Genomic DNA, 22,509 nt, shown 5'->3' with positions numbered 1-22,509 from the left:
TTGGACCTCCCAGATGTCGAACCAGGAAAAACCCGGCACGGTTTCCGGTCAAGCGAACCCTGGCAGGTCGCCCAGCCATTCGCGCAACGGACGCCACAGCGAGAATTCCGCCCGGGCACCAGCCGCCATGCCGATGTGGCCGGCCGCAGGCTGATGCAGGACAGCACCGTGGATCAGTTCGGCCAGCGGACGAGCCGATTCGGGCGGCACGATACGATCCCGGCCGGGGATCGCAACGAAGCTCGGCTTGCTGATCGCGGTCGGATCGACCGGCAGGCCGGCAATTCGCCAGTTGCCCCGGGCGGGCGCGTTCTCGCCGTACCACTCGCCGAGGCAGGCGCGGGCGACCTCGGCCGCCAGCGGCACGCCGTCGTTCAGCCAGTCCTCCAGCGCCACGAAAAGCCTCGCACGCGCGCCGCGTTGCGGCAGCCGGGCAAAATCGCGGTATTTCTCGGCAACCCCCCAAGGGTCCAGCAGCGCAAACAGCGATTGCAGCAGATCGACCGGAAGCGCGTCGCCGAACGCCAAGGCTGGTTCCAGCAGAGGCAGCGTCCGCGCCGCCTGGATCGCTCGTTCCGGGTCGGGCGCATGGAAGTCCCATGGCGCCGCCAGCAACGCCAGCCCGCTGATCAGGTCCGGCCGCCGTTGCGCCGCCGCCACCGCTAGCGTGCCCCCCATGCAATAGCCTGCCAGCACCGGCGGCTGACCGGCGGCCTCCGCGGCGGCGGCCATCGCCCGCTCCATCCGGCCAGCCACATAGTCAGTCAAGCTGAACCGCCGCTCGATTGCCTCCGGCCAGCCCCAATCCAGCAGCAACGGCCTGACACCCTGACCCGCCAACCAACGCAGCATCGAGTGGTTCTGGTCCAGATCGAGCACATAGGATCGATTGATCAGGCTCGGCACGAAAAGAACCGGCGGGTCCGCGACCGAGCCATAGTCCAGCAACCGCGTGCCACCCTCCGACCAGATCGCTGGCGGGTCAATCAGCGTTCGCCGCCAGTCGTGTCGTCGATAGGCCGCGATGCCTTCGATCAGTGCGGCGTCCTGGCGCAGCGTCTCAGCCACCAAAGCGGCAGGGAAATCAACGCCGTGGTTTGCGTCCCGCACCGCGTTTTGGACCGATCGCAGGATCGCCGCCACGTTCGAGTTCCCCCAATCGGCGTTCCAGAGCGGCGACGTGGCGCGCGAGACGTTCGATCTCAGCATCGCGAGCGTCAGGTGCAGCAGCAGAGGCCGCGGGCCGCGCCGCATCAGCGGCCCGGGGGCGTCGGTGCGTTTGGTCATGTGCGGCTGGGTCGCGCAGAAGCCCGCGCAGGACCGCCGACATGCTGCCCGCCCAAAGCCCCATGATCGTCTGCCACGTTTCGCGGATTTCGGGGTCTGCCGCGATCGCCGAGAGTTCGCTCTGCCACAGGGTGATCCAATCCTGCGCCAGCTTGCGGGCGTCCGGGGTATCGCCGCCGTGCGGATCGGTGCCGTCCAACCCGGCTTCGTGCCGGCCAGAGTCGCGGCCCCCAAGATCGCGGCCCCCAAGATCGCGGCCATTGGTCTCCCCTCCCTCGTCGGCACGTTCGGTATCGTCCAAACCGGCGTCCCTTGCCATGCCGCATCCGTCCTCCTCGCAAGCCGGACCCTGGGCGATGCAGTCGGCCGCGAAACGTCAAACCCACCCAACCCGCAGGGATCAGGAACGGATTCACCCTATCGCACCTGCGAAATACGCGGTAGGAAAAGCTATAAATGCGAGGTATGCATGGCTGTGCCCGTTGCGACCCTGCCGGAAACAGATGCCGGCGAAAAGCCTCCGGTCGTGGTGAAGAAGTATGCGAACCGGCGACTTTATAACACCGAGAGCTCCAGCTACATCACGCTGGACAACTTGGCCGACATGGTTCGGCAAGGGCGGAATTTTGTCGTCTATGACGCCAAAAGCGGCGACGACATCACCCGCGGCGTACTGACCCAGATCATCGTCGAGGAAGAGGGCAAGGGTCAGAATCTGTTGCCGATCAACTTCCTGCGCCAACTGATTGGTTTGTACGGCGGGTCGATGCAGGGATTGGTGCCCAAATACCTCGAACATGCCATGACTTCGTTCGCTCAGCAGCAAGAGCAGATGCGCGCGGCGATGCAAAAGACCATGGGTACACTATTTCCGTTCGGCAATATCGAGGAAGTCGGCCGGCAAAATATGGCGATGATGGAACGGGCATTCAGCCTGTTCACGCCATTCTATCGCGGCACCGAAAGTGCCAACCCGTCCACCGCCCCTGAAACCGAGATCGAAGCCCTTCGCGCTGAGATCGAGCGGCTGCAGCGTGAACTGGAAGCGGCCAGGAAGCAGTAGGCAGGCCGCTATACGCCCTTTGCAGCGGTAATAAACGCCCTGATCAGGGCTGCATCCTTCACGCCTCTGCTGCTTTCAACCCCGGACGAGACATCGACCGATTCGGCACCGGTTTGACCGACCGCGCTTGCGATATTGCCCACGGTCAGGCCACCCGCCAATACCCAACGCGCCGGCGCCGACCAGCCGCGCAGAACCGACCAATCGAACGTCGTCGCGTTGCCGCCCGGCCGGTCTGCCCCCGCTGGCGTCCTGGCCTCAAGCACAAGCCGCTCGGCGCCCCACGCATCGAGCGGAAGATCGGCGCCGCTGCCGACGCCGATCGCGCGCCAGACCGGCAGGGCAAACCGCCCCTCGATCGCGGCCAGCGCTTCCGGCGCGCCGTAGATCTGTAGCACGTCGAGCGCCACCACATCGAGCACCTGAGCGATCGTCGCCAGCGTCGGATCCACGAACAGGCCGACGCGGATCGGCCCGGCGGTGCTTCGGCGTGACAACGCGCGGGCAGTCTCCGGAGTGATGTACCGAGGGGAGGGGGGGAAGAACACGAATCCGACCCAGTCGGCCCCAGCCTCGACCGCCGTGTCGAATGCGATCGGATCGTTGACACCGCAGATCTTGACCTTGGTCATCGGATACCGACGGCGATGTCGGCCGCGGCCAGGCCTGGATCGCTCGCACCCGTGATCGGGCGCCCGACCACGATCCAATCCGCGCCGGCCGCGATCGCGTCGGCCGGGGTCATGGTGCGCCCCTGATCGTCGGCGCTCGATCCGGCCGGGCGGATTCCCGGGACGATCAGCTTGACCGAGGCGCCAAGCGCCTGGCGCAATGGGGCAACCTCCTGCGGACTGCAGACAAGCCCGTCGGCACCGCATTCGACGGCAAGGCGGCCGAGGCGGAGTGCCTGTTCGACTACAGGGCCGGCTACTCCAACGCCGAAGAGATCTTCCTGATCCAGGCTGGTCAATACCGTTACAGCCAGGATCATCGGGCGGTCGTCACCCGCACTTGCCGCGGCCTGATGCGCGGCCCGGATCATCGCCGGTCCGCCGCCTGCGTGAACGGTCAGCATCCTGGGCTTCAGCGGCAGCACCGCCCGCACCGCACCAGCTACCGTGTTGGGTATGTCGTGCAGCTTCAGGTCCAGGAAGATCGGAGCGCCGCCGATGGCCGCGAAGCCCGGGGCGCCATTCGCCAGGAAGAACTCGAGGCCAACTTTCAGCAGTCCGACATGTCGACTGACGGCATCGGCCCATGACCGTGCCCGGCCGAGATCGGCTGTGTCCAGCGCAACGATCAGCCTGCTCGCGGTTTGCATTAGCTGACGGCCGAACGCACCAGCCTAGGGTGCTGTGCAGGCGGTTTCATGCCAACCCAATCTCTGGCACAGGTAACGGTCCAGGCCTCGAACGCGGCATAAGGGTGCCGTTCCGCCGGGCGTTCATCAAGCCGTAGGGGGCAGTGACATCCGCGGGGCATTCGCCGGACGCATTGCCTCGATCTGCGCTTCCAGCAATCGTACCTTCTGCTCCGCCCGGCGTGCCCGCCGCCGCTGCGACAGTTCGGAAACCCAGACCACCAACGCCCCAAGCAGAAAGGCGATCGCCATGGCAACCAGGATGGCGATCGACAGATGAACCTCGAGGCCGTAGTCGGTCGGCCACACGCCCAGCCGAACGACCTCGGTGTTGGACAGCAAGAACAACACCAGTGGCAGGCAGAGCAAGAATGTGACGATCAAGAAAACCATGGCCAACCTGGACCCCTCAGGCCTTTTTGCGTTCCGCCGAGGTGGTGCGGGGTATCTTGCCGGCATTCACCCGCAACCTCAGCTCCTTGCCGGCCTTGAAGAAAGGCACGGATTTCTCATCCACCGAAACAGAGTCACCAGTCCTCGGGTTGCGTCCGGTTCGGGCATCTCGGTGTTTCACGGTGAAAGCACCGAATCCGCGCAGTTCCACGCGCTCGCCGCGAGCAAGGGCGAAGGTTATCTCCTCGAATATCGTCGCGACTATTGTTTCCACATCTTGGCCACGCAAATGCGGATTGGCGGTCGCCAACTCCGCGATCAGTTCGGATTTGGTCAAGGCATCCCCCGGGGCCGTCAGTTCCCGGAACGTTGCCAGACGGCCAAAGCGCCGTCAAGACTAACGCTTTGTGAAATCAGACTTTTCCACACGTCCAATACGACCATCCCAAGCTCACCCGACAATGCGTGGCTGGCGATGCCGCCATCGGACAGATCCTGCACCGGCAGGCCGGCCGGCACCCCTTTTGCCGACGCCAGCCAATCCCTGGCTTCCCGTTCGCCGCCGATCGCGTCCACCAGCCCCAGACCCAGTGCCTGATGCCCGGTGTACGCTCTGCCATCCGCCAGCGAACGAACTTTCGCCGGATCGAGGTGGCGGCCTGCAGCAACCATGCCGACAAACTGATCATACATATCGTTGACCAGCCCCTGCAGCACCGCTTTGCCCTCGGGCGACAGCGGACGCACGAGGCTCGGCTCATCCTTCAGCGGCCCGGAACGAACAACCTCGGCGTTGATCCCCAGCTTCCCGAGCAGTCCAGAAATATCCCCGGTTTGCAGCAGAACGCCGATCGAACCGGTCAGCGTCGATTCGCGGGCAAAGATCCGACTTGCCGGAACCGCGATCATGTAGCCCGCGGATGCCGCGAGCCCACCCATGGTCGCCACCACCGGTTTCTTCGCGGCGACGCGCGCGATCGCATCGTGCAAAGTCTCGCCGCCCGCCACGCTGCCTCCGGGACTGTCGATCGACACAATCACCGCTTTTACGTGGTCGTCATTGGCCAGCCCATTGACTGCCTGAGTCAGCTTTCTGTCGTCGGTTATCAGGCCGTTGACCGTGACCCGTTCGATGTGGGCGCCTTCGGGTGCTAGTCCGCCACCGCGCAGACCAGCCAGCGCAGCGACGACCAAAGCCACGACGGCGAACACCCGCCAAAACACCAGGCGGCGCTTGAGGCGCCGCCTGTCCAATATCAGATCAGTCTCCAGCGACACCGATTATGCCGCTTGTCGTCAACTGTCCTGAGACTGCTGGTTGCGGCGACGGATCGCCGCCCCAAGGATGTCGCCCAGCGAGGCGCCGGAATCGGAGGACCCGAACTCGGCCATCGCCTGTTTTTCTTCTTCGACTTCCTTGCCCTTGATGGTCAGCGTCAGCTTGCGCGACTGACGATCGACCGCCGTGATCTTGGCATCGACCTTCTCGCCGACGGCGAACCGGTCGGGGCGCTGATCACCCTTGTCCCTAGCAAGTTCGGCACGCCGGATAAAGCCGGTCAGGACATCGTTGACCTTCACCTCGATGCCGTTGGCCTGAACCGCGCTGACGATGCAGGTCACCACATCGCCCTTGTGGACGGTGTCGAGGATCGTCGCCGCCGGGTCGTCGCGCAACTGTTTGATCCCCAAGCTGATGCGCTCCTTCTCGACATCGACGTCGAGCACCTTTGCCTTGACCGTCTGGCCCCTCTCGTAGCCAGCCATCGCCGCCTCTCCGGCCTCGTCCCATGACAGGTCCGACATGTGGATCATGCCGTCGATGTCGGCGGACAGCCCGATGAACAGGCCGAACTCGGTGATGTTGCGAATCTCGCCCTCGACCTCGGACCCGATTTGATGCTGCTCGACGAACTCCTCCCACGGATTGCGCTGCACCTGCTTGAGACCCAACGAAATCCGCCGCTTCGAGCTGTCCACGTCCAGCACCATGACGTCGACTTCCTGGCTAGTTGACACGATCTTGCCGGGATGGACGTTCTTCTTGGTCCAGGACATTTCCGAAACGTGTACCAGGCCCTCGACCCCCGGCTCCAGCTCCACGAAGGCGCCGTAGTCGGTGATGTTGGTGACGCGGCCGGAGTATTTGGCGCCCGGCGGATACTTCGCCGCGACCCCCTCCCAGGGGTCCGCTTCTAGTTGCTTCATGCCGAGGCTGATCCGCTGGGTGTCGGAGTTGAAGCGGATCACCTGCACCTTGACCTGCTGACCAATGGTCAACGCCTCGGACGGGTGGTTGATCCGCCGCCAGGCGATATCGGTGACATGCAGCAGGCCATCGACGCCGCCCAGATCGACGAACGCGCCGTAGTCGGTGATGTTCTTCACCACGCCATCCAGGATCATGCCCTCTTTCAGGCCCTGGATCAGCTCGCTGCGCTGTTCGGCGCGAGTTTCTTCCAATACCGCGCGGCGGGATACCACGATGTTGCCGCGCGCCCGGTCCATCTTCAGAATCTGGAACGGCTGCGGCGAACCCATCAGCGGCCCGACATCGCGCACCGGGCGGATATCGACCTGGCTGCCGGGAAGGAACGCGACGGCGCCACCAAGATCGACGGTGAAGCCGCCCTTGACCCGGCCGTAGATCGTGCCGTCGACGCGCTTCTGCGCCTCGAACGCCTTTTCCAGGTTGGTCCAGGCTTCCTCGCGGCGGGCTTTCTCGCGCGACAGGATGATCGCGCCGTCTCGGTCTTCATAGCGCTCGACATAGAGTTCGATCATGTCGCCGGGCTTGACGTCCGGCTTGGCGCCGGGCGGGCCGAATTCCTTGAGCGCGACCCGGCCCTCGGACTTCAGGCCGACATCGACGACGGCAAATTCGTCGGTCAGGCGGACGACGCGGCCGGTGACGACGGAGCCGTCAAAGCCGGTGTCACTGCCCAGGGTCTCGTCGAGCAGGGAGGCGAAATCCTCGCCTTTGAAATGGTCTTGCGCAGGCTCGTGTGCGCGAACGGAGGCGGATGCTGCCATGAGGTCGGTTGGTTCCGTTACGGATGTCCGGGCCGCGCCCGGGATTGGCCGTGGTATGCGCGTTTCCTGGAAACACGACTTGCCCGCGTCGCATGGGCGCGGGCCGGGGTTAAGCACTGGTGCGGTTATCGGAGTTTAGTGCCGCGAAGTCGAGATAGAGTTTTCGTGAGCGGAGTCAAGGGTGGCCTAACCGGAAGGGCCGGATCGACGATGACGGGTGCATGTCAGCCAGTCGTGGCTACCGCAATCGGGCAAGGCTACCGAAATCGGAGCTCATTTGCCTCGCGATCACTGACAGATTTCTGGATTGAGCCCATTCGGCTTCGAACCAGGACGCGTTTTTGGATGAATTTAACTCCAACGCCGATGCTATCTCGGTGTTCTTAAACACCGCTCTGTTCGCCAAATGGCCCGGGCGCTAAGCTGTTCTGCCAGCGTTTGGGTCGGAGGTGCACGGTTCGCGCCCGAAGTTCTTCGCGAGCGTCAGCCTGAGGGCTGGCCAGGAGGATCGCCGGATGGCGCTTCACGATCCAATCGACCGTCTGTCCGGTACGACAAAATATCGCCATCCATCACGTAAAGGCTCCACTGCGCGTCCTCATCGCTGGCATAACTCGCCGGACATATGCGCAACGACGCCCCTAGATCGAATTCGAGAAGGACGGAGTGCGGGGTATCTCCAGGTTTGACGGACAGCAGGCGTTGGCCATCGAGTTCTTTGAGGCACTCGTCAACCCGGGCCCGGTCCATGTCTTCGCTGGTGACGGTGTCACTGCGGACACTGAGCTGCCAGTCCGAGTGTTCCACCCAAAAGTGCCAATCGCCGAATATGAAGACCCGCCGTCTTGCCAACATTTTCCGCGCTAGCGGTTCTCTGTCGGGCGGTGCGGCAATCGGCTCTCGAACGACCAAGTGTGGCGAGCCAAACTCGATCGTCAGAAACGATCCGTGGCCGCGCTTGACCAACCATGCAAGCTGACCGAACAAAGGCAGAAGTACATTTTCCGGTTCGTCAGGGGAAGTCTCGAACGAATCGGGAGTCATTTTCCAAACATATCCTTGGCCCGATTCAATATTTGCATAAGCCCATGTTCTGGCCAGAAATTTCGTCGTTGAGGAGATCCCTTGGCGGCTTGGTCAACCGCAAGATCCTGACTACGTCCTGGACTTGTTTGTTCTACGCCCGATTGTTGCTGGGCGTTCCATCATCGGCCACCGTCTCCGTATCGACGCTTCCGGCCACGGCGGCAGCTGGCCCAAGTATAGATACCTTCTTGTTAACCACCTGGTGGAACTTTCCCATTTCGTGACCGTATCCAATCTCGCGATTTGCACTTACCGGTAAAACGATCATGCGCCTGTCGCAAGACGGGGAAAATCTCTTCCCGCGAGAAATCAGAACAGCCCGCAAGCGATTTCAGCGCAACGGCTGCGATACCCGCCGTTTCCTCCCGGATCGACGTATGACCATCCCAGTAACTAACGGGCACGTTCAACAGACTTTCTAGCAGATCGCCCCGGTACAAGCGTGCCTCGACCAGCGGATCGATCTCGAGCCGTTTAACCGCCAAAGGAGCCAAATACTCCACCCCGACGTGCTGTTCCAGTCCGACCCTGATTTCCTCATTGGTGAGCTCGGACAGTGGTTTCTGACGAAGGGCAAAGCAGGTTGCGGCCACATACGACGAAAGCGCGGGGGCGCCCAGACGTTGCCTTCAAGTGCCTGGATAGACTTGGAACGGTCCAACGGCTTCCCCCAGCGCGCCAGCCGTCCCTAAGCCACCGTCCCCAGCACCGCCGCGCAGACCCGTTCGACATCGTCGTCCGTCAGGTCCGGATGGATCGGCAGAGCCAGAATCCGCCCAGCCAGGTCCTCCGAAACCGGCAGCGCCGTCCCGTCATGCGCCGCGCTGTACGCCGGCTGGCGATGCAGCGGCCGCGGATAATAGATCGCACTCGGCACGCCGTCGGCGCGCAACGCCGCCTGGGTCCGATCGCGCGCCCCCTCGTCCGGCAACAGGATGGAATAGATCGCCCACGCGCTGGTGCTATCGGGAACCCGTTGCGGCGTCAGTACGGCATTGCCCAACCGCCGGTCATAGGCCCCCGCGATCCGCTCGCGGGCCTCGAGCTCCTCCGGGAACACCGCCAGCTTGGCCAGCAGGACCGCCGCCTGGATCGAGTCCAGCCGGCCGTTCACACCAGTGCGCAGCACCTCATAGCGCGTCTTGCCCTCGCCATGCGTGCGCAGGCTGCGGTAAAGCTCGGCCCGGCTCTCATCCTCGGTGAACAGCGCGCCGCCATCGCCATAGGCGCCCAGCGGCTTCGACGGAAAGAAACTCGTCGCCGTCGCATCGGCCTGCGACCCCAGCATCCGCCCGCCCAGGCTAGCGCCAAAACTCTGCGCAAGGTCGTCGAGCAGGAACAGCTCGTCGCGCCGGGCAATCTCCAGCAGTGCCGGCCAATCCGCCGCCTGGCCAAACAGGTCCACCCCGATGATCGCCTGCGGCCGCAGCGTCCCGGCGCCTCGGACCTGTTCGATTCGCTGCGCCAGGTGCGCCGGGTCGATCTGGAAACTGCGCGGATCGACATCGACGAACACCGGCGTGGCGCCCAGCAGCAGCGGCACCTCGGCCGTCGCGGTATAGGTGAAGGCGGGCAGGAACACCGCGTCGCCGCGGCCGATCCCCTCGGCCATCATCGCGATCTGCAACGCATCCGTGCCGGAACTGACAGCGACGCAGTATCGCGCGCCGCAGAACTTCGCCAGAGCCGCCTCCAGCTCGCCAACTTCGGGGCCGAGCACGAACTGGCAATGCTCCAGCACGGTATCCAGGCGGCGGCGCAAGTCAGCGGCGATCCGCCGCTGCTGCGCCTTCAGATCAAGAAACGGAATCGGCTGCTTGTCGCTCATGAAATCCTGGCCTTGCTGCGAAGACGTAAAGCACGATCCGGCGGCGGCGCGCGCTCAGGCGCGAACTTCGCCGGCGGACCCGTCGATGTTGTGCTCGAATTCGGGAATCAGCCCGCCCAGCAGGGTCAACGCCAGTTTCACCTGTCCGCCCCGGCAGGCGCTGCCGATCTCCTCGATCGCGCGCCCGACAATGGCGGGGTCGGCGGTGCGAGGCGTCGCCATCAACAGGCCCGCATAACCGGTCGGCACCGGAGGCTCCTTGCCGTGGAACAGTTCCTCATAAAGCTTCTCACCCGGACGCAGTCCGGTGAAGCGGATCTCGATATCCTGCTCTGGCTGCAATCCGGCAAGCCGGATCATCTGCCGAGCAAGATCGACGATCTTCACTGGTTCGCCCATGTCGAGCACGAAAATACCGCCGTTTTCGCCCGCCGGCAGCGATGCCCCGCTAACGCTCAGCACGCTGGCTTGCAGCACCAGCCCCACCGCTTCCCGCACCGTCATGAAATAGCGCTGCATGTCGGGATGGGTGACGGTCAGCGGGCCGCCGCGGCCAAGCTGACGCTGAAACAGCGGCACCACCGACCCGGTGGACCCCAGCACGTTGCCGAACCGAACGGTCACGCAGCGCATGCCCTGATGCGACGATCGCGCCGAAATATCCAACGCCTGGCAGTACATCTCGGCCAGGCGCTTGGACGCACCCATCACGCTGGTCGGGTTGACCGCCTTGTCGGTCGAGATCAGCACCATCGCCGCCGCCCCGCTCGCACGCGCCGCATCAGCCACATGACGCGTGCCTGCCGCATTGGTCGCCATGCCCTCCAGCGGGTTGGCCTCCACCATCGGCACGTGTTTCAGCGCCGCCGCGTGGAAAACCAAATCCGGTCGGTTTTCCTCGAACACCGCTCGGATTCGCGCTTCGTCACGAATGTCGGCGATCAGCGCGCGGCGGTTCACCTGCGGATGGGTCTCCGCCAACTCCAGATCGATCTGCCACAGCGCGTATTCGCCATTGTCCAACAGGATCAGCGTCCCCGGACCGAACGCGGCCACCTGGCGCGCCAATTCGCTGCCGATCGTCCCCCCCGCGCCGGTCACGATCACCCGCCGTCCCTGGATCAGCCGCGCCATGCCATCGCGATCCAGCGGCACCTGCGGCCGATTGAGCAGGTCCTCGATCGCGACCGGGCGAAGCTCGACCGGGCGCGGCTGGTCGGGATCAGCAAGCGCGGTGGGCCGAGGAGCCTGGCGCACCTGCAAACCAAATCGGTCAGCCTGTGCCACGACCTGGGCGAGACGAGCGCCAGACAGTTCCGGCGTGACAAACACCAGCGTGCCCGGCAGCCGGTCCTCGGCCTGCAGTTGCGCCAGCACCGTGGCGGCGTCATTGAGCGAACCCAGGATGCGGTGGCCCTGGATGCGCCGGCCGGTCTGACGATCCGACGACGCAAGCAGCCCCTCCACCCGGAACGCCTGGCGGCGATCCTGCGACAGCGCCCGGATGAACAGATCGGCGTCCTCGATGCTGCCAATCAGCAGGATGGAGGCAGCGTCGAGTTGCGCCGGCCTGGTCATCGGGCGACCACGGCGCCAGCGGTAGCCGACCCTCGGCGCGCCGAGGAACAGCAACAACGTCAGCGCATGAATAAACGGAAACCCGACGCTGCGCGGCGCCGCCGATGCGACCAGCATCACCGCGCTGAACAGCGCGGCACTGGCCGCGGCACTGGCGGCAACCGTCAGCAGATCACCGATCGCTGCGAACCGCCAGTATTGCAACGAAAGCCGGAACGGTATCCCCGCCAGCAACAGGCACACCGCGCCCAATGGGATGGTCCAAATCGGATAAAGCGCGGCGGCCGCCGGCTCAGCGAGCCAACGCGCCACCGGCACCGATAAGGCCGCCAGGCCGCCATCGATGGCAACGTTGACGGCAATGCGAATCAGGGAACGCGCCGCAGCCATTGCCGGGGTATAGCGCGGGCAGGGCAGGGAGGATAGCGCGGGGCCCGAGTCGGCGGTTTCGAACGCCAAATCGTCCCTTGCCCAGGCCGCGTGGCTAGGTCAGCGCCGCCCGTGCGCCAGCCGGGCAGACGCGAACGGCCGCCAGCGCCCTATGGCCCGTAGATCGGTGCCGGTGCAAGAATCCGATCGCCTTCGTCGCGCACGCACTCGAAGCTTGCCGGATCTTTCGAGTCGCCGGAGCCACGATAAGCCGCGTGCCGAGGGTATTGGCAAATCGGCCGCTGCAACGCGATGCCCTGCGCCGGCACATCATTGACATACTTGGTGGCGAGAATCTGGGTCGGCGCCACATCTTTCTCCACCCAGTTGGTCAATGCCGCCAAAGCATCGTCGGTCGGATCGCCCGGCTTCGGCGAAGCCACCTGATCCTGCCCGCCAAACGCATTCGGGCCAGGACCGCCACTGCAGTGCCACATGCCCGGCGCCATGAACAGCCGGGCATAGTCAGCGAGCTTCGACGCATCACCGCGGCGCAGCGCTCGCCAGTAATCCACCGCCACGTAGCCCGGAATCAGCGGATCGGACCAGCCTTGGTACAGTATCAGCTTGCTGCCGTTGTCGCGAAACGCGCCCAGATCAGCACTGGTCGCGTTCAGTGCCTGGGCAAAGCTCATGTCGCCCACCCGCGAGTTGTCGATGGCGCTGATTTCCGAGGACAGCATCGCGACCGGATCGGTGGCGTCGGCGAAAAAATCTTGCCATTTCCAGTCCGGCCCCAAGGCCCAGAAGATCAGGCCATCGAATGGCGGCTCGTTCCCTGCTTCAGCCCAGACCAGGCCCAGGTTTCCGACCGGATTCGCCGCCGTCAACGGCACCGGCGTCTCACTGCTGCGCAGGAAGCCTGGCTGCAGCCGGCGATCCCGATCGTCCACCGGGCCGTGCCAGATCGCATCCATCGCGGAGGCCTGCTCAGGCGCCAGGCAGGTGCATGAGGTTGCATTGGGATCAGTGCAAGGCACGTCAGTCTCAGCCCCGCTGCATTGCAACGCCCGGGCATCGAAGCGGCAGGCCGCCGGCTGAGTCAAAAACCCTTCTCCGGCAAGGCCACCGTCGTGACCGCCGCATTTTGCCAGCACGCTATTGTTGATCAGCGACAATGCCGGCACGGTCAACAGGCTGGAGCTCGAAGCATGCGTCCAGGCATAGGGCCACGATCCGGACATATGCAGATGCGTCCGGTCATAGGCCGGCGCTCCGGCCAGAATGCCGTTATAATCTTCAGGGAAGCGCTGCGCCTCCATCAGCGATTGCTGGCCGCCGGTGGAGCAGCCGGCAAAATAGCTGTGCGGCGCGGGACTGCCATAAAACGCACTCACCACCTGCTTGGCCGCCACGGTCATCAGATGGGTGGCCCGGTAGCCAAAGTCCTTGATCGAATCGGGATGCCCATTCAACCCCGCGGGCGGCCCGCCAAGTCCGGTGCGCCCACCGCAGTACAGCGAGTTACAGTGGTACAGCACGCCGGTGCCCAAATCCGTGTTGGCGACCGCGTAACCCTCCAGCAATCCACCGGCGAGCGCCGCCGTGCTGATTGCACCGGCAAAGCCGCCATTTCCGGTGCCTAGATAGCGGCCGTTCCAGCCCGAATCGGGCATCCAGACCTCAACCAGGATTTGCGACTGGCTGGCATCGCCGGTCGAGGAGATGTCCAGCGCCACGCGGCAAAACGGTGGCAAGCCGGTTATCGGCGAGGCGCTTCCCGCCGGTGTGTAGCTGCCCGAGGTAATGTCCTGCACCGTGACCGGGCCAACGACCGTGGCGCCATTTTCCAGTTGCAGTGATAGTCCGCTGGCGAGCTGCGAGCACTGGCTGGCGAGCGCCGGCACACTGGCGCCAAGAGATGCAACAAAGCCAAGCGCCGCGATCATCAGTGCAGATCGGACCCCACGCCGCAGCAGCATAGTCAAGTCGAAACCGTGAGCTGTTCTGCTCATTCTGCCGACCTCCCCCATCTTACGAGGAAGTTACGCACGATCAATTTCCGACTGTCGAGGTTGCGTGCGATCACACCACCGTGCGAACGCTCAAGCGATCCGGCATCGAATCAATTAGTCTAGGCGTAATCAGGGTCCGGCTGGCCACCGGTCGAAGCCGCATGATCCGTTGCCCGGCGGCGGTTCTGCCAAGCTTGCCGAAGGCAACGCCCAGTTGGCCCAACTGCCCCAACCGCCCCGCCTAATCGACACCGTATTCGCGTTTCGCCGCCTCGGCCGACAAATATCCCAGCCGCACGTCCCGTCGCACCGCCGCCGGGTCCCGCTCCGCCGCCGGACCCATGCCGCCACCACCCGGCATCTCGATGACCAGCCGTTCTCCCGACGGCACGACCTGCAGACCTTTCGGCTGCAACCCGACCCCCGACTTCAGCGACACCGCCCCGCGCTGACCGGGACCGCCGCCGTTGCGCCCGCGCGCCGGAAATTTCACCCGTTCAAACCCGGCGAACAGACCGAACGCGGCATCCTCGCGGGAGCTGACTTCCATCACCTGCCCCAGACCACCGCGATACCGCCCCGCCCCGCCGGAATCCTGCCGCAACTCCTTGCGCCAGATCACCAGCGGCGTGATCGCCTCGGTCGCCTCGACCGGCACGTTGCGAACGCCGGACGGGAACGGCGTCGCCGACAGCCCATCCTGCTTGGGTCGCGCGCCGGCACCCCCGGAATGGAAACTCATGACCATGAACGGCGTGCCGGACCCCGCGCCGACGCCGGTCAGCCCATGGCCGGCAACCATCTTCAGGCTCCACAGGTTGGATGTGCCCTCAGCCGGCACCCGGCCCGGAATGGCCTGCTCCAACGCGCCATAAACCACATCAGGCATCATGTGGCCGATCGAGGATCGTGCATACACCGCCGCCGGATACGTCGCACTGACGATGGTTCCCGGCGGCGCCGTCACCTTCACCGCATCCAGCGTCCCGGCATTGTTCGGAACGCTCGGCGCCACCACGCAGTTGATCCCGAACGTTGTATAGGCTTCCGTATAGCACAGCGGGCAGTTGATAGCGTAGGTCGACATCCCCGACGTGCCGGTATAATCGACATGGATGGTGTCCTCGGCAATGGTTATCGACGCAACCAGATCGAGCGGCGCCTCATAGCCGTCGATCCGCATGCTGTTCGTCCACGTCCCCTTCGGCAGCTTCCCGATAGCTTCGGACATCGCCCGCCGGCTGCGGCTGATGATCTCCTCACCCAGCATGTCAAGATCGTCCAGCCGGAACTCACGCATCATCGAAACCAGCCGGCGGCTGCCGATTTCGTTGCAGGCGATCAGGGCGTAGACATCGCCGATCACTTGCACCGGCTCGCGCACATTGGCGCGGATCATCGCCAGCAGGTCCTCGTTCATTTCGCCGCCGCGCACCAGCCGCAGCAGCGGGATGAACAGCCCTTCGTGCCAGATCTGCCGGCCCTCCGGTGTCTGCCCGACCCCACCCATGTCAACCAGATGCGACGTGCAAGCGAACAGCGCGACGATCCGACCGTCCATGAAAGTCGGCGAGACCACGACCAGATCGTACAGGTGCCCAGTGCCCTTCCAAGGATCGTTGGTGATGTAGACATCACCTTCCTTCATCGAGGCCACCGGGAAAACTTGCAGAAAATGCCCCACCGAGGCCGCCATCGTATTGATATGCCCAGGTGTCCCGGTCACCGCCTGCGCCAGCATCCGCCCGCCCAGGTCGAACACGCCGGCCGAGATATCGCCGGCCTCCCGCGCCGACGTGCTGAACGCGGTGCGCACCAGGGTCTGCCCCTGCTCCTCGACGACCGACAGCAGCCGGTTCCACATGACCTGCACATCGAGCTCCCGGATCGTCCGGCGGTCGTTCATGCGGCGTCTCCTTCGATGATGATTTCGCCGCCATGGCCGATACGCGCCCCGAACCCGGTTGGAACGATCGTCGTGGTGCCATCCTCGACGATCGCCGCCGGTCCGCGAAGCGTTGCTCCCGGCATAAGCGTTCCGCGCCCATACACCGGCGCATCGATCGCCCGATCACTATCGGCCTCGACCATCCGCCGCGTCCCTTGCGCCACCGCTGGCGCGGTCTCCTCAACCCGCGGATCAGCCGGCGGCAACGCGTAAGGCTCCGACAGCGCCAGGGTCCAGGTCACCGCCTCGATTTCCAGGCCCGGAATGATCCGGCCAAACAACCGTGTGTAGGCCGCCTCGAACGCCCCCCGCAGCGCGGCGGGATCGAGCGCGGCGTCATCCAGCGGCACCGCGATCTCGTGTCCCTGACCGCGATACCGCATGAACCCGGTCCGCCGTTCGGCAAGCAAGCCGGCCGGAACCCCTAGTCGCACCACCGCCTCCGCTTCCGCCCGCATGTCGCGAAACAAGTGTTCGACCACCCGGGGATCGAGCCCATCCAGCGCCAGCAGAAACGTCCGCGCGACCTCATAGCCAATCGGCGCATCCAGGAACCCATGCGCGGACCCGACGCCGGCATCGACCGGGATGACCACCCGCTCGATACCCAGCTTCTGGCCCATCCGCGCGGCATGCAGCGGAGCCGCGCCGCCGAACGCGATCATTGTGCGGCCTGCGGTGTCCTTGCCGTTTCCACTGCATGAACTCGGGCCGCGCTGGCCATGGTCTCATCGACGATCTCGACAATCCCGCGCGCGGCCTCCTCGGCCGCCATCTCCAATGGTAATCCAATGTCGGTCAGCACCGCTCGGCGCGCCAGCAAGGGATCGAGACCGATCTTGCCGCCCGCGAACCGCGCCGGGTCGATCCGCCCCAGCACCACATCCGCATCGGTGACCGTCGGCGCCGAACCGCCACGCCCGTAGCAAGCCGGCCCCGGATCGGATCCCGAACTGTCCGGCCCCACGACGATCCGCCGCAACTCATCCACCCGCCCGATCGACCCGCCGCCGGCACCGATCTCCACCATGTCGATCACCGGGATCCGCACCGGGATCCCGCTGCCCTTGGCAAACCGATAAGCCCGCGCAACCTCGAAATGCCGCGACTGCTGCGGCGCATAATCATCGATCAAGGTGATCTTCGCAGTCGTCCCGCCCATGTCGAACGACAGCGCCCGATCGTAGCCGCCAAGCGCCGCGATCCGCCGCGCCAGGATAACCCCCCCGGCCGGTCCGCTTTCCACCAGCCGCACCGGCAACCGTGTCGCGGTCTCCACCGTGCAAACCCCGCCCGAGGACATCATTAGCAACAACGGGCACGTCACACCGATGTCGCCAAACCCATCCCGCATCCGCCCCAGGTACCTGGCCATCAACGGCAGCACATAGGCATTCGCAACCGTGGTCGATGTCCGTTCATATTCGCGGATTTCCCGGCACACCTCCGAAGACAGCGTGATCGCCAGATCCGGCAGCGCGGCGCCCAGAATATCCCTGGCGCGCTCCTCGTGCGCCGGATTGATGTAGGAGTGCAGGAAGCTGATCGCCAAAGCCTGGGTCCGTTGCGCCTTCAGCACGTCTATCAGCCGCCCCAGCGCCGCTTCGTCCAGTTCCATCAGCACCGACCCGTCGGCCGCCAACCGCTCGGCAACCTCCAGCCGCAGGTCGCGCTCCACCAACGGCCGCGGCCGTTCCATATAGAGATCGTACTGTTCGAAACGATGTTCATAGGCGATTTCCAGCGAATCGCGGAACCCCGCCGTGGTGATCAGCGCGGTGCGCGCGCCCTTGCGCTCGATCAGCGCGTTGGTGGCAAGCGTCGTGCCATGCACCACCAGATCCACCGCCGACCCGCCGATCCCGGCCTCGGCCAATATGTCCCGCGTCCCGGCGATCACCGCGTCGTCGGGAGCCTCGTGCGTGGTCAGCAATTTGCGCGAAACAGTCCGACCGGGCAGCGCCAGCACAAGGTCGGTGAAGGTGCCCCCGATATCGACGGCAAGACGGGTCCGAGCGGTCATGAAGCGGTGCGGCCTTGTCTTGTTGGATGACACGCCAGTGTCCTGCTCCATAATTCGGCCGCGTAATCCGCGGACGTCTGGATCAGCAGGCCACTGAAGATAAAGCGCTAGCGTCGCGAGTCTGATGTTCGCCCGATACGGCGAACTTTGGACAAGGGACACTAGTCCGGCGCGCCCGCTCTGCAAAGCCGTCGATACACCCGTCTATCGGCCTACCGCCGACAACGGCGGCGCAATGTCCTCCAGTGAACGTCGCTCGGCATTGGCCGCCAGGAAGCCGGCGACGACAGCCGCCACCACCATCAGCACACCGCCCAGCAAATACCCCCAGAAGATCGACAGCCTCGACCCGGTGTCGATCAGCGCGCCGAACAGCGCCGGCCCGGCGACGCCGCCGACCCCGGTGCCAAACGCGTAGAACAGCGCGATCGCGATCGCACGCACCTCCAACGGGAAGCTCTCGCCCACCGTCAGATAGGCGGAACTCGCCGCCGCCGATGCAACGAAGAAAATCCCGGTCCAGGCTAGCGTCTGCTGCATCGCGTCGAGCCAGCCCATGACGAACATCCAACCCGTCACCACCATCAGCACGCCGGACAGGCCATAGGTCGCGGTGATCATGATCCGCCGCCCGATCGTGTCGAACAGCCGCCCCAGCACCAGCGGCCCAAGAAAATTGCCGATCGCGAACGGCAGCAGGAACAGCCCGACCCTGCCGGAGGCGACATTGTAGAACCGGGTCAGAATCAGCGCATAGGTGAAGAACACCGCGTTGTAGCAGAACGCCTGAGCCGCCATCAGCGTCACCCCAAGCCAGGTCTGCCGCCGATAGGTCGTGACCAGAGCCTTGGCCCCGACCTTGAACCAGGACCGCACATCGGTGCGCAATGTCAGCGTGCCAGGTGGCACCGGAGGCAGTGGCTTCCCGGTCTCCCGCTCGATCCGCGCCTCGATCTCGCCGACGATCTTTTCAGCCTCCTCCGGCTGGCCATGAGTCATCAGCCAGCGCGGACTCTCCGGCAGGAAGCGCCGCAGCAGCACCACGATAAAGCCCAGCACGCCGCCGATGATGAACGCCGCGCGCCAGCCGATCTCGGGCGGCATGATCGCCGGGTCCAGCACCACGGTTGCGCCCAGCGCGCCGATCGCCGCGCCGAGCCAGAAGCTCCCGTTGATCACCAGATCGGTGAAACCGCGACGCCGGGCCGGGATCAACTCCTGGATCGTGGCATTGACCGCGGCGTACTCGCCACCGATCCCGGCACCGGTCAGCATCCGGAACAGGGCGAACGACCAGAAGTCCCAAGACAGTCCGCAGGCGATCGTGGCGACCAGGTAGACCAGCACCGTCACCGTGAACAGCTTCTTGCGCCCCAGCCGGTCGGTCAGCCAGCCGAAAAACACCGCCCCACCAACCGCGCCGACCAGATAGGCACTGGCCGCGGCGCCGATCTGGCTGCCGGTCAGATGCAGCGTCGGACTGTCCGACAGCGCCCCGGACAGCGACCCGACCACAGTGACCTCCAGCCCATCCAGAATCCACGCGATCCCCAGCGCGAAGACCACCAGCCAGTGGAACCGGCTCCACGGCAGCCGGTCGAGCCGGTTCGGCACGTTGGTTTCGTACAGTTCCGACCGCTTCGGCATGCCCGCCCTCATTGCCCGTTCTGGATTGCCCACTCTGGATTGCCCACCCTGGCGTTTTACTGCCTACTCGCCGGCGACGAACCCGGAGACGCCGACAGATGGATGCTTTCGACACCTCATTTGAAGCAACGATCGCGCGATGGCACGGCATCGAACCGCCCAACGACCCGGCAAAACGCCTGGCATCGGAACTGGCCGATACCATCCGCGCCTTCGAAGCGCTGCGCGGCACACTCGCCTTCGAAGACGAGCCATCCAGCTTCGAGGCAGCCCTGCAGGCGACCAAGGAGCGTCCGTGATGGCGGGTCTCGCCGACCTCAGCCTGGTCGAGGCCGCCGAAACGGTCGGCTCCGGCAAAGCCACCTCGCTGGACCTGCTGCATTCCTGCTGGGCCAACCTCGACGCGGTCAATCCGCGCATCAACGCGATGATCTGGCAAGACCGCGACCACGCCGAGGCCGCCGCGCGCTCCGCCGACGCAGCCCCACGCCAAGGCCACACGCGGGGTCCGCTGCACGGCGTGCCGATGGCCCACAAGGACATGTACTATCAGGCCGGCAAACTCAGCACCTGCGGATCGGCGCTGCGCCGCGACTTCCGTCCCACCGTAACCGCCACGGTAATCGAACGCCTCGCCGCGGCCGGAGCCTACAGCTTCGGTGGCCTGAACATGGCCGAGTTCGCGCAGAACCCCACCGGTCACAACAAGACCTTCGGCGACTGCCACAATCCCTGGAATCTGCCCTACATCACCGGCGGCTCGTCGTCAGGGTCGGGTGCTTCAGTGGCGGCGCGCTGCAACTACATGGCGCTGGGATCGGACACCGGCGGCTCGGTCCGGTTGCCCGCCTCGGCCTGCGGCGTAACCGGACTGAAGCCCACCCAGACCCGCGTATCGCGCTACGGCGTCATGCCGCTGTCGTTCTCGCTCGACAACGTCGGCCCGCTGGCACGAACCGCCCGCGACTGCGCCCGGATCCTGACGGTGATCGCCGGGCACGATCCGCTCGACCCGACCAGTTCGCACGAACCGGTGCCGCGCTACGAGGATTCCATCGACGACAACCTGCAAGGCCTGCGCATCGGTGTGCCGACCAACGTTTTCCTCGACGGCGCCGACGCGCCGGTCGTCGCGGCAATGGAAACAGCGCTACGAGTGCTGTCCGAGCGCGGCGCCATCGTCAGTCGCATCGCCCTGCCATTGATGGACGCGGTTGCAGCCTATGGCGGCATCATTTCCCGCGTCGAGGCCGCGCCGATCCACGCCGAATGGATGCGATCCGATCCGCAGGCCTACGGCGCCCATATCAGCGCCCGGATGTATCCCGGATACGCCATACCCGCCGCCTATTACGTCGAGGCGCTCAGCCGCCGCGGCCCGCTCTTGCAGGCATTCGCCGCCGAGGTCTTCTCCAAGGTCGACGTCCTGGTGACGCCGACCATCCGCACCTGCCTGCCGACCCTCGACGAAACCGACATCGACCTCGGGCCGCCGGGCACCGAGCACAAATTCATGGCGGTGTCGGCCAACACAAGGCCGTTCAACTACCTCGGCCTGCCGGCGATCACCCTGCCGTGCGGGCTGGATCCGAACGGCTGTCCCATCGGGCTGCAGATCGCCGGCCGCCCGTTCGCCGAGGCACGTATCCTCAACGTCGCCGATGCCTACCAGCAAGACACCGACTGGCATCGCGCCCGTCCGCCGATTCTGACGGAAGCGGCATGACCAAACCCAAAGTGGCCTTCATCGGCACCGGCGGCACGATCGCCTCGTTGGGCCGAGGACCGCTGGATCTGCAGGACTACAGCGCCGCCGGTCACGTCATGCACGCCGATGAAATCCTGGAGCGCTGGCCCGAGACCGCCCTCGTCGCCGACGTCATCGCAGTGCGCTATCGTAACATCGTCAGCCCCGCCATCGGCTTTCCCGAGTGGAAGGACCTCGCCGCACTCTGCCGCCAGGTGGTGATCGATCATCCCAATCTTGCCGGGATCGTCATCGGTCATGGCACCGCCACCTTGGAAGAGACCGCATATTTCCTAAACCTGACGGTCAAGGTCGCGATACCCGTCGTGCTGGTAGGCGCGCAGCGCCCATCCAGCGCACTGTCGAGTGACGCCGGCATGAACCTGGTCAGTGCCATCCGTGTCGCCGCCAGCCCGGACGCCCGCGGCATGGGCGTGCTGGCAGTCCTGAACGACGAGATCCACGCCGCGCGCGAGGTCACCAAGACCTCGACGCTGCGGCTGCAAACATTTCGCACACCGGATTTCGGCGTGCTCGGCCATGCCGACGGTGACGCTGTGGCATTCTATCGCCGCCCGATCCGACGCCACGCCCCGGATACCGAATTCGATATCGGCGAAACCCAGGCGCTGCCTCGGGTCGATATTTCATACTCCTATGCCGGCGGCGACGGCGCCGCGGTGCGCGCGTTCGTCGCCGCCGGTGCTCGCGGCATCATCGCCGCCGGATTCGCACCCGGATTCTGCCCACCGGGCGAAATTGATGCGCTGACCGAGGCCGCGCGCCAGGGCATCGTCGTCGTGCAATCCACCCGCGCCGGTTCGGGCCGGACGTTTCGCGGCACCAAGCTGCGGCAGGCGGGATTTCTGATCGCCGATAATCTCAATCCGCAAAAGGCACGCATCCTGCTGTCCCTTGCGCTGACGGTCGGCAGCGATCCTGACGTCATCATGCGCATGTTTCGCACCTACTGAAGCAACCGCGGCCGCCTCGCGCAGCAGGCAGTGCACCAGGGTCGAATCAAGCAGCCCGGCCAGCACCGCCCCGCCCATCGTCACCCGACTTTAGTCTTCGATTCCAGAATTATCTTGACTTCCAACTTAGTTTATGATTATATTCTTAAGAACATTTT

20 protein-coding genes are annotated in these 22,509 nt (G+C 64.9%); 4 read left to right on the top strand and 16 right to left on the bottom strand.

What is annotated here, in order from left to right; genetic code table 11:
- Positions 1-48: 48 nt before the first annotated feature.
- Positions 49-1,287, bottom strand: a complete 1,239-nt coding sequence (locus tag ACQY4T_RS17405; RefSeq protein ID WP_428533214.1) for an alpha/beta fold hydrolase — start codon at positions 1,285-1,287, stop codon at positions 49-51.
- A gap of 469 nt (positions 1,288-1,756) precedes the next feature.
- Between ACQY4T_RS17405 and phaR the strand changes: the two genes are divergently transcribed.
- Positions 1,757-2,350 (top strand): polyhydroxyalkanoate synthesis repressor PhaR, encoded by a 594-nt coding sequence (phaR, locus tag ACQY4T_RS17400; RefSeq protein ID WP_428542953.1) that lies wholly within the window; start codon positions 1,757-1,759, stop codon positions 2,348-2,350.
- An 8-nt stretch (positions 2,351-2,358) separates the two neighbouring features.
- Here the strand turns inward: phaR and ACQY4T_RS17395 are convergent, their stop codons facing one another.
- The 15 genes from ACQY4T_RS17395 to ACQY4T_RS17325 all read right to left on the bottom strand — a co-directional run bounded on the left by ACQY4T_RS17395 (position 2,359) and on the right by ACQY4T_RS17325 (position 19,630).
- On the bottom strand, positions 2,359-2,982 hold the full coding sequence (locus tag ACQY4T_RS17395) for a phosphoribosylanthranilate isomerase (protein ID WP_428533211.1): 624 nt from the start codon (positions 2,980-2,982) through the stop codon (positions 2,359-2,361).
- Positions 2,979-3,671 (bottom strand): orotidine-5'-phosphate decarboxylase, encoded by a 693-nt coding sequence (gene pyrF, locus ACQY4T_RS17390; RefSeq protein WP_428533208.1) that lies wholly within the window; start codon positions 3,669-3,671, stop codon positions 2,979-2,981. The genes ACQY4T_RS17395 and pyrF overlap by 4 nt, the downstream gene beginning before the upstream one ends.
- Before the next feature lie 126 nt (positions 3,672-3,797).
- On the bottom strand, positions 3,798-4,103 hold the full coding sequence (locus ACQY4T_RS17385) for a LapA family protein (protein ID WP_428533205.1): 306 nt from the start codon (positions 4,101-4,103) through the stop codon (positions 3,798-3,800).
- A gap of 16 nt (positions 4,104-4,119) precedes the next feature.
- Entirely contained in the window at positions 4,120-4,440 is a 321-nt protein-coding gene (gene ihfB / locus ACQY4T_RS17380) for an integration host factor subunit beta (RefSeq protein WP_428533202.1), read from the bottom strand.
- Positions 4,441-4,457: 17 nt separating this feature from the next.
- Positions 4,458-5,381, bottom strand: coding sequence for a signal peptide peptidase SppA (gene sppA / locus ACQY4T_RS17375; RefSeq protein ID WP_428533199.1), 924 nt, complete (start codon positions 5,379-5,381; stop codon positions 4,458-4,460).
- A gap of 18 nt (positions 5,382-5,399) precedes the next feature.
- On the bottom strand, positions 5,400-7,136 hold the full coding sequence (gene rpsA / locus ACQY4T_RS17370) for a 30S ribosomal protein S1 (protein WP_428533196.1): 1,737 nt from the start codon (positions 7,134-7,136) through the stop codon (positions 5,400-5,402).
- A 483-nt stretch (positions 7,137-7,619) separates the two neighbouring features.
- On the bottom strand, positions 7,620-8,180 hold the full coding sequence (locus ACQY4T_RS17365; protein ID WP_428533193.1) for a hypothetical protein: 561 nt from the start codon (positions 8,178-8,180) through the stop codon (positions 7,620-7,622).
- A gap of 233 nt (positions 8,181-8,413) precedes the next feature.
- The gene (locus tag ACQY4T_RS17360; RefSeq protein WP_428533190.1) at positions 8,414-8,815 is read right to left on the bottom strand and encodes a contact-dependent growth inhibition system immunity protein; all 402 of its coding nucleotides are present in this window, start codon (positions 8,813-8,815) and stop codon (positions 8,414-8,416) included.
- 95 nt (positions 8,816-8,910) lie between these two features.
- Complete coding sequence (locus ACQY4T_RS17355; RefSeq protein WP_428533187.1) at positions 8,911-10,050, bottom strand: DegT/DnrJ/EryC1/StrS family aminotransferase; 1,140 nt, start codon at positions 10,048-10,050, stop codon at positions 8,911-8,913.
- A 54-nt stretch (positions 10,051-10,104) separates the two neighbouring features.
- The gene (locus ACQY4T_RS17350; RefSeq protein WP_428542950.1) at positions 10,105-12,018 is read right to left on the bottom strand and encodes a polysaccharide biosynthesis protein; all 1,914 of its coding nucleotides are present in this window, start codon (positions 12,016-12,018) and stop codon (positions 10,105-10,107) included.
- A 149-nt stretch (positions 12,019-12,167) separates the two neighbouring features.
- Positions 12,168-14,012, bottom strand: a complete 1,845-nt coding sequence (locus ACQY4T_RS17345; RefSeq protein WP_428533184.1) for a tannase/feruloyl esterase family alpha/beta hydrolase — start codon at positions 14,010-14,012, stop codon at positions 12,168-12,170.
- 241 nt (positions 14,013-14,253) lie between these two features.
- The gene (locus ACQY4T_RS17340; RefSeq protein ID WP_428533181.1) at positions 14,254-15,918 is read right to left on the bottom strand and encodes a hydantoinase B/oxoprolinase family protein; all 1,665 of its coding nucleotides are present in this window, start codon (positions 15,916-15,918) and stop codon (positions 14,254-14,256) included.
- Entirely contained in the window at positions 15,915-16,625 is a 711-nt protein-coding gene (locus ACQY4T_RS17335; RefSeq protein ID WP_428533178.1) for a hypothetical protein, read from the bottom strand. Before ACQY4T_RS17335 ends, ACQY4T_RS17340 begins: the two co-directional genes overlap by 4 nt.
- A complete protein-coding gene (locus ACQY4T_RS17330) occupies positions 16,622-18,034 on the bottom strand; it encodes a hydantoinase/oxoprolinase family protein (RefSeq protein ID WP_428533175.1) in 1,413 nt (470 codons plus the stop codon). Before ACQY4T_RS17330 ends, ACQY4T_RS17335 begins: the two co-directional genes overlap by 4 nt.
- A 153-nt stretch (positions 18,035-18,187) precedes the next feature.
- Positions 18,188-19,630, bottom strand: a complete 1,443-nt coding sequence (locus tag ACQY4T_RS17325; protein ID WP_428533172.1) for an MFS transporter — start codon at positions 19,628-19,630, stop codon at positions 18,188-18,190.
- 98 nt (positions 19,631-19,728) lie between these two features.
- On the opposite strand from ACQY4T_RS17325, the gene ACQY4T_RS17320 reads away from it, so the two are divergent.
- Genes ACQY4T_RS17320 through ACQY4T_RS17310 form a run of 3 tightly spaced genes read left to right on the top strand, consistent with a single transcriptional unit; the run spans position 19,729 to position 22,351 of the window.
- Positions 19,729-19,929 (top strand): hypothetical protein, encoded by a 201-nt coding sequence (locus ACQY4T_RS17320; protein WP_428533169.1) that lies wholly within the window; start codon positions 19,729-19,731, stop codon positions 19,927-19,929.
- Positions 19,929-21,356 carry an amidase gene (locus ACQY4T_RS17315; RefSeq protein ID WP_428533166.1) on the top strand — a complete coding sequence of 476 codons (1,428 nt, stop codon included), beginning with the start codon at positions 19,929-19,931 and terminating at the stop codon, positions 21,354-21,356. The genes ACQY4T_RS17320 and ACQY4T_RS17315 overlap by 1 nt, the downstream gene beginning before the upstream one ends.
- Positions 21,353-22,351 (top strand): asparaginase, encoded by a 999-nt coding sequence (locus ACQY4T_RS17310; RefSeq protein WP_428533163.1) that lies wholly within the window; start codon positions 21,353-21,355, stop codon positions 22,349-22,351. The genes ACQY4T_RS17315 and ACQY4T_RS17310 overlap by 4 nt, the downstream gene beginning before the upstream one ends.
- The last annotated feature ends 158 nt before the right edge of the window (positions 22,352-22,509 follow it).

The sequence above is a fragment of the Rhodopila sp. genome (genome assembly GCF_965277825.1).
Classification (GTDB): domain Bacteria; phylum Pseudomonadota; class Alphaproteobacteria; order Acetobacterales; family Acetobacteraceae; genus Rhodopila.
This window is presented reverse-complemented; position numbering and strand designations above follow the sequence as displayed.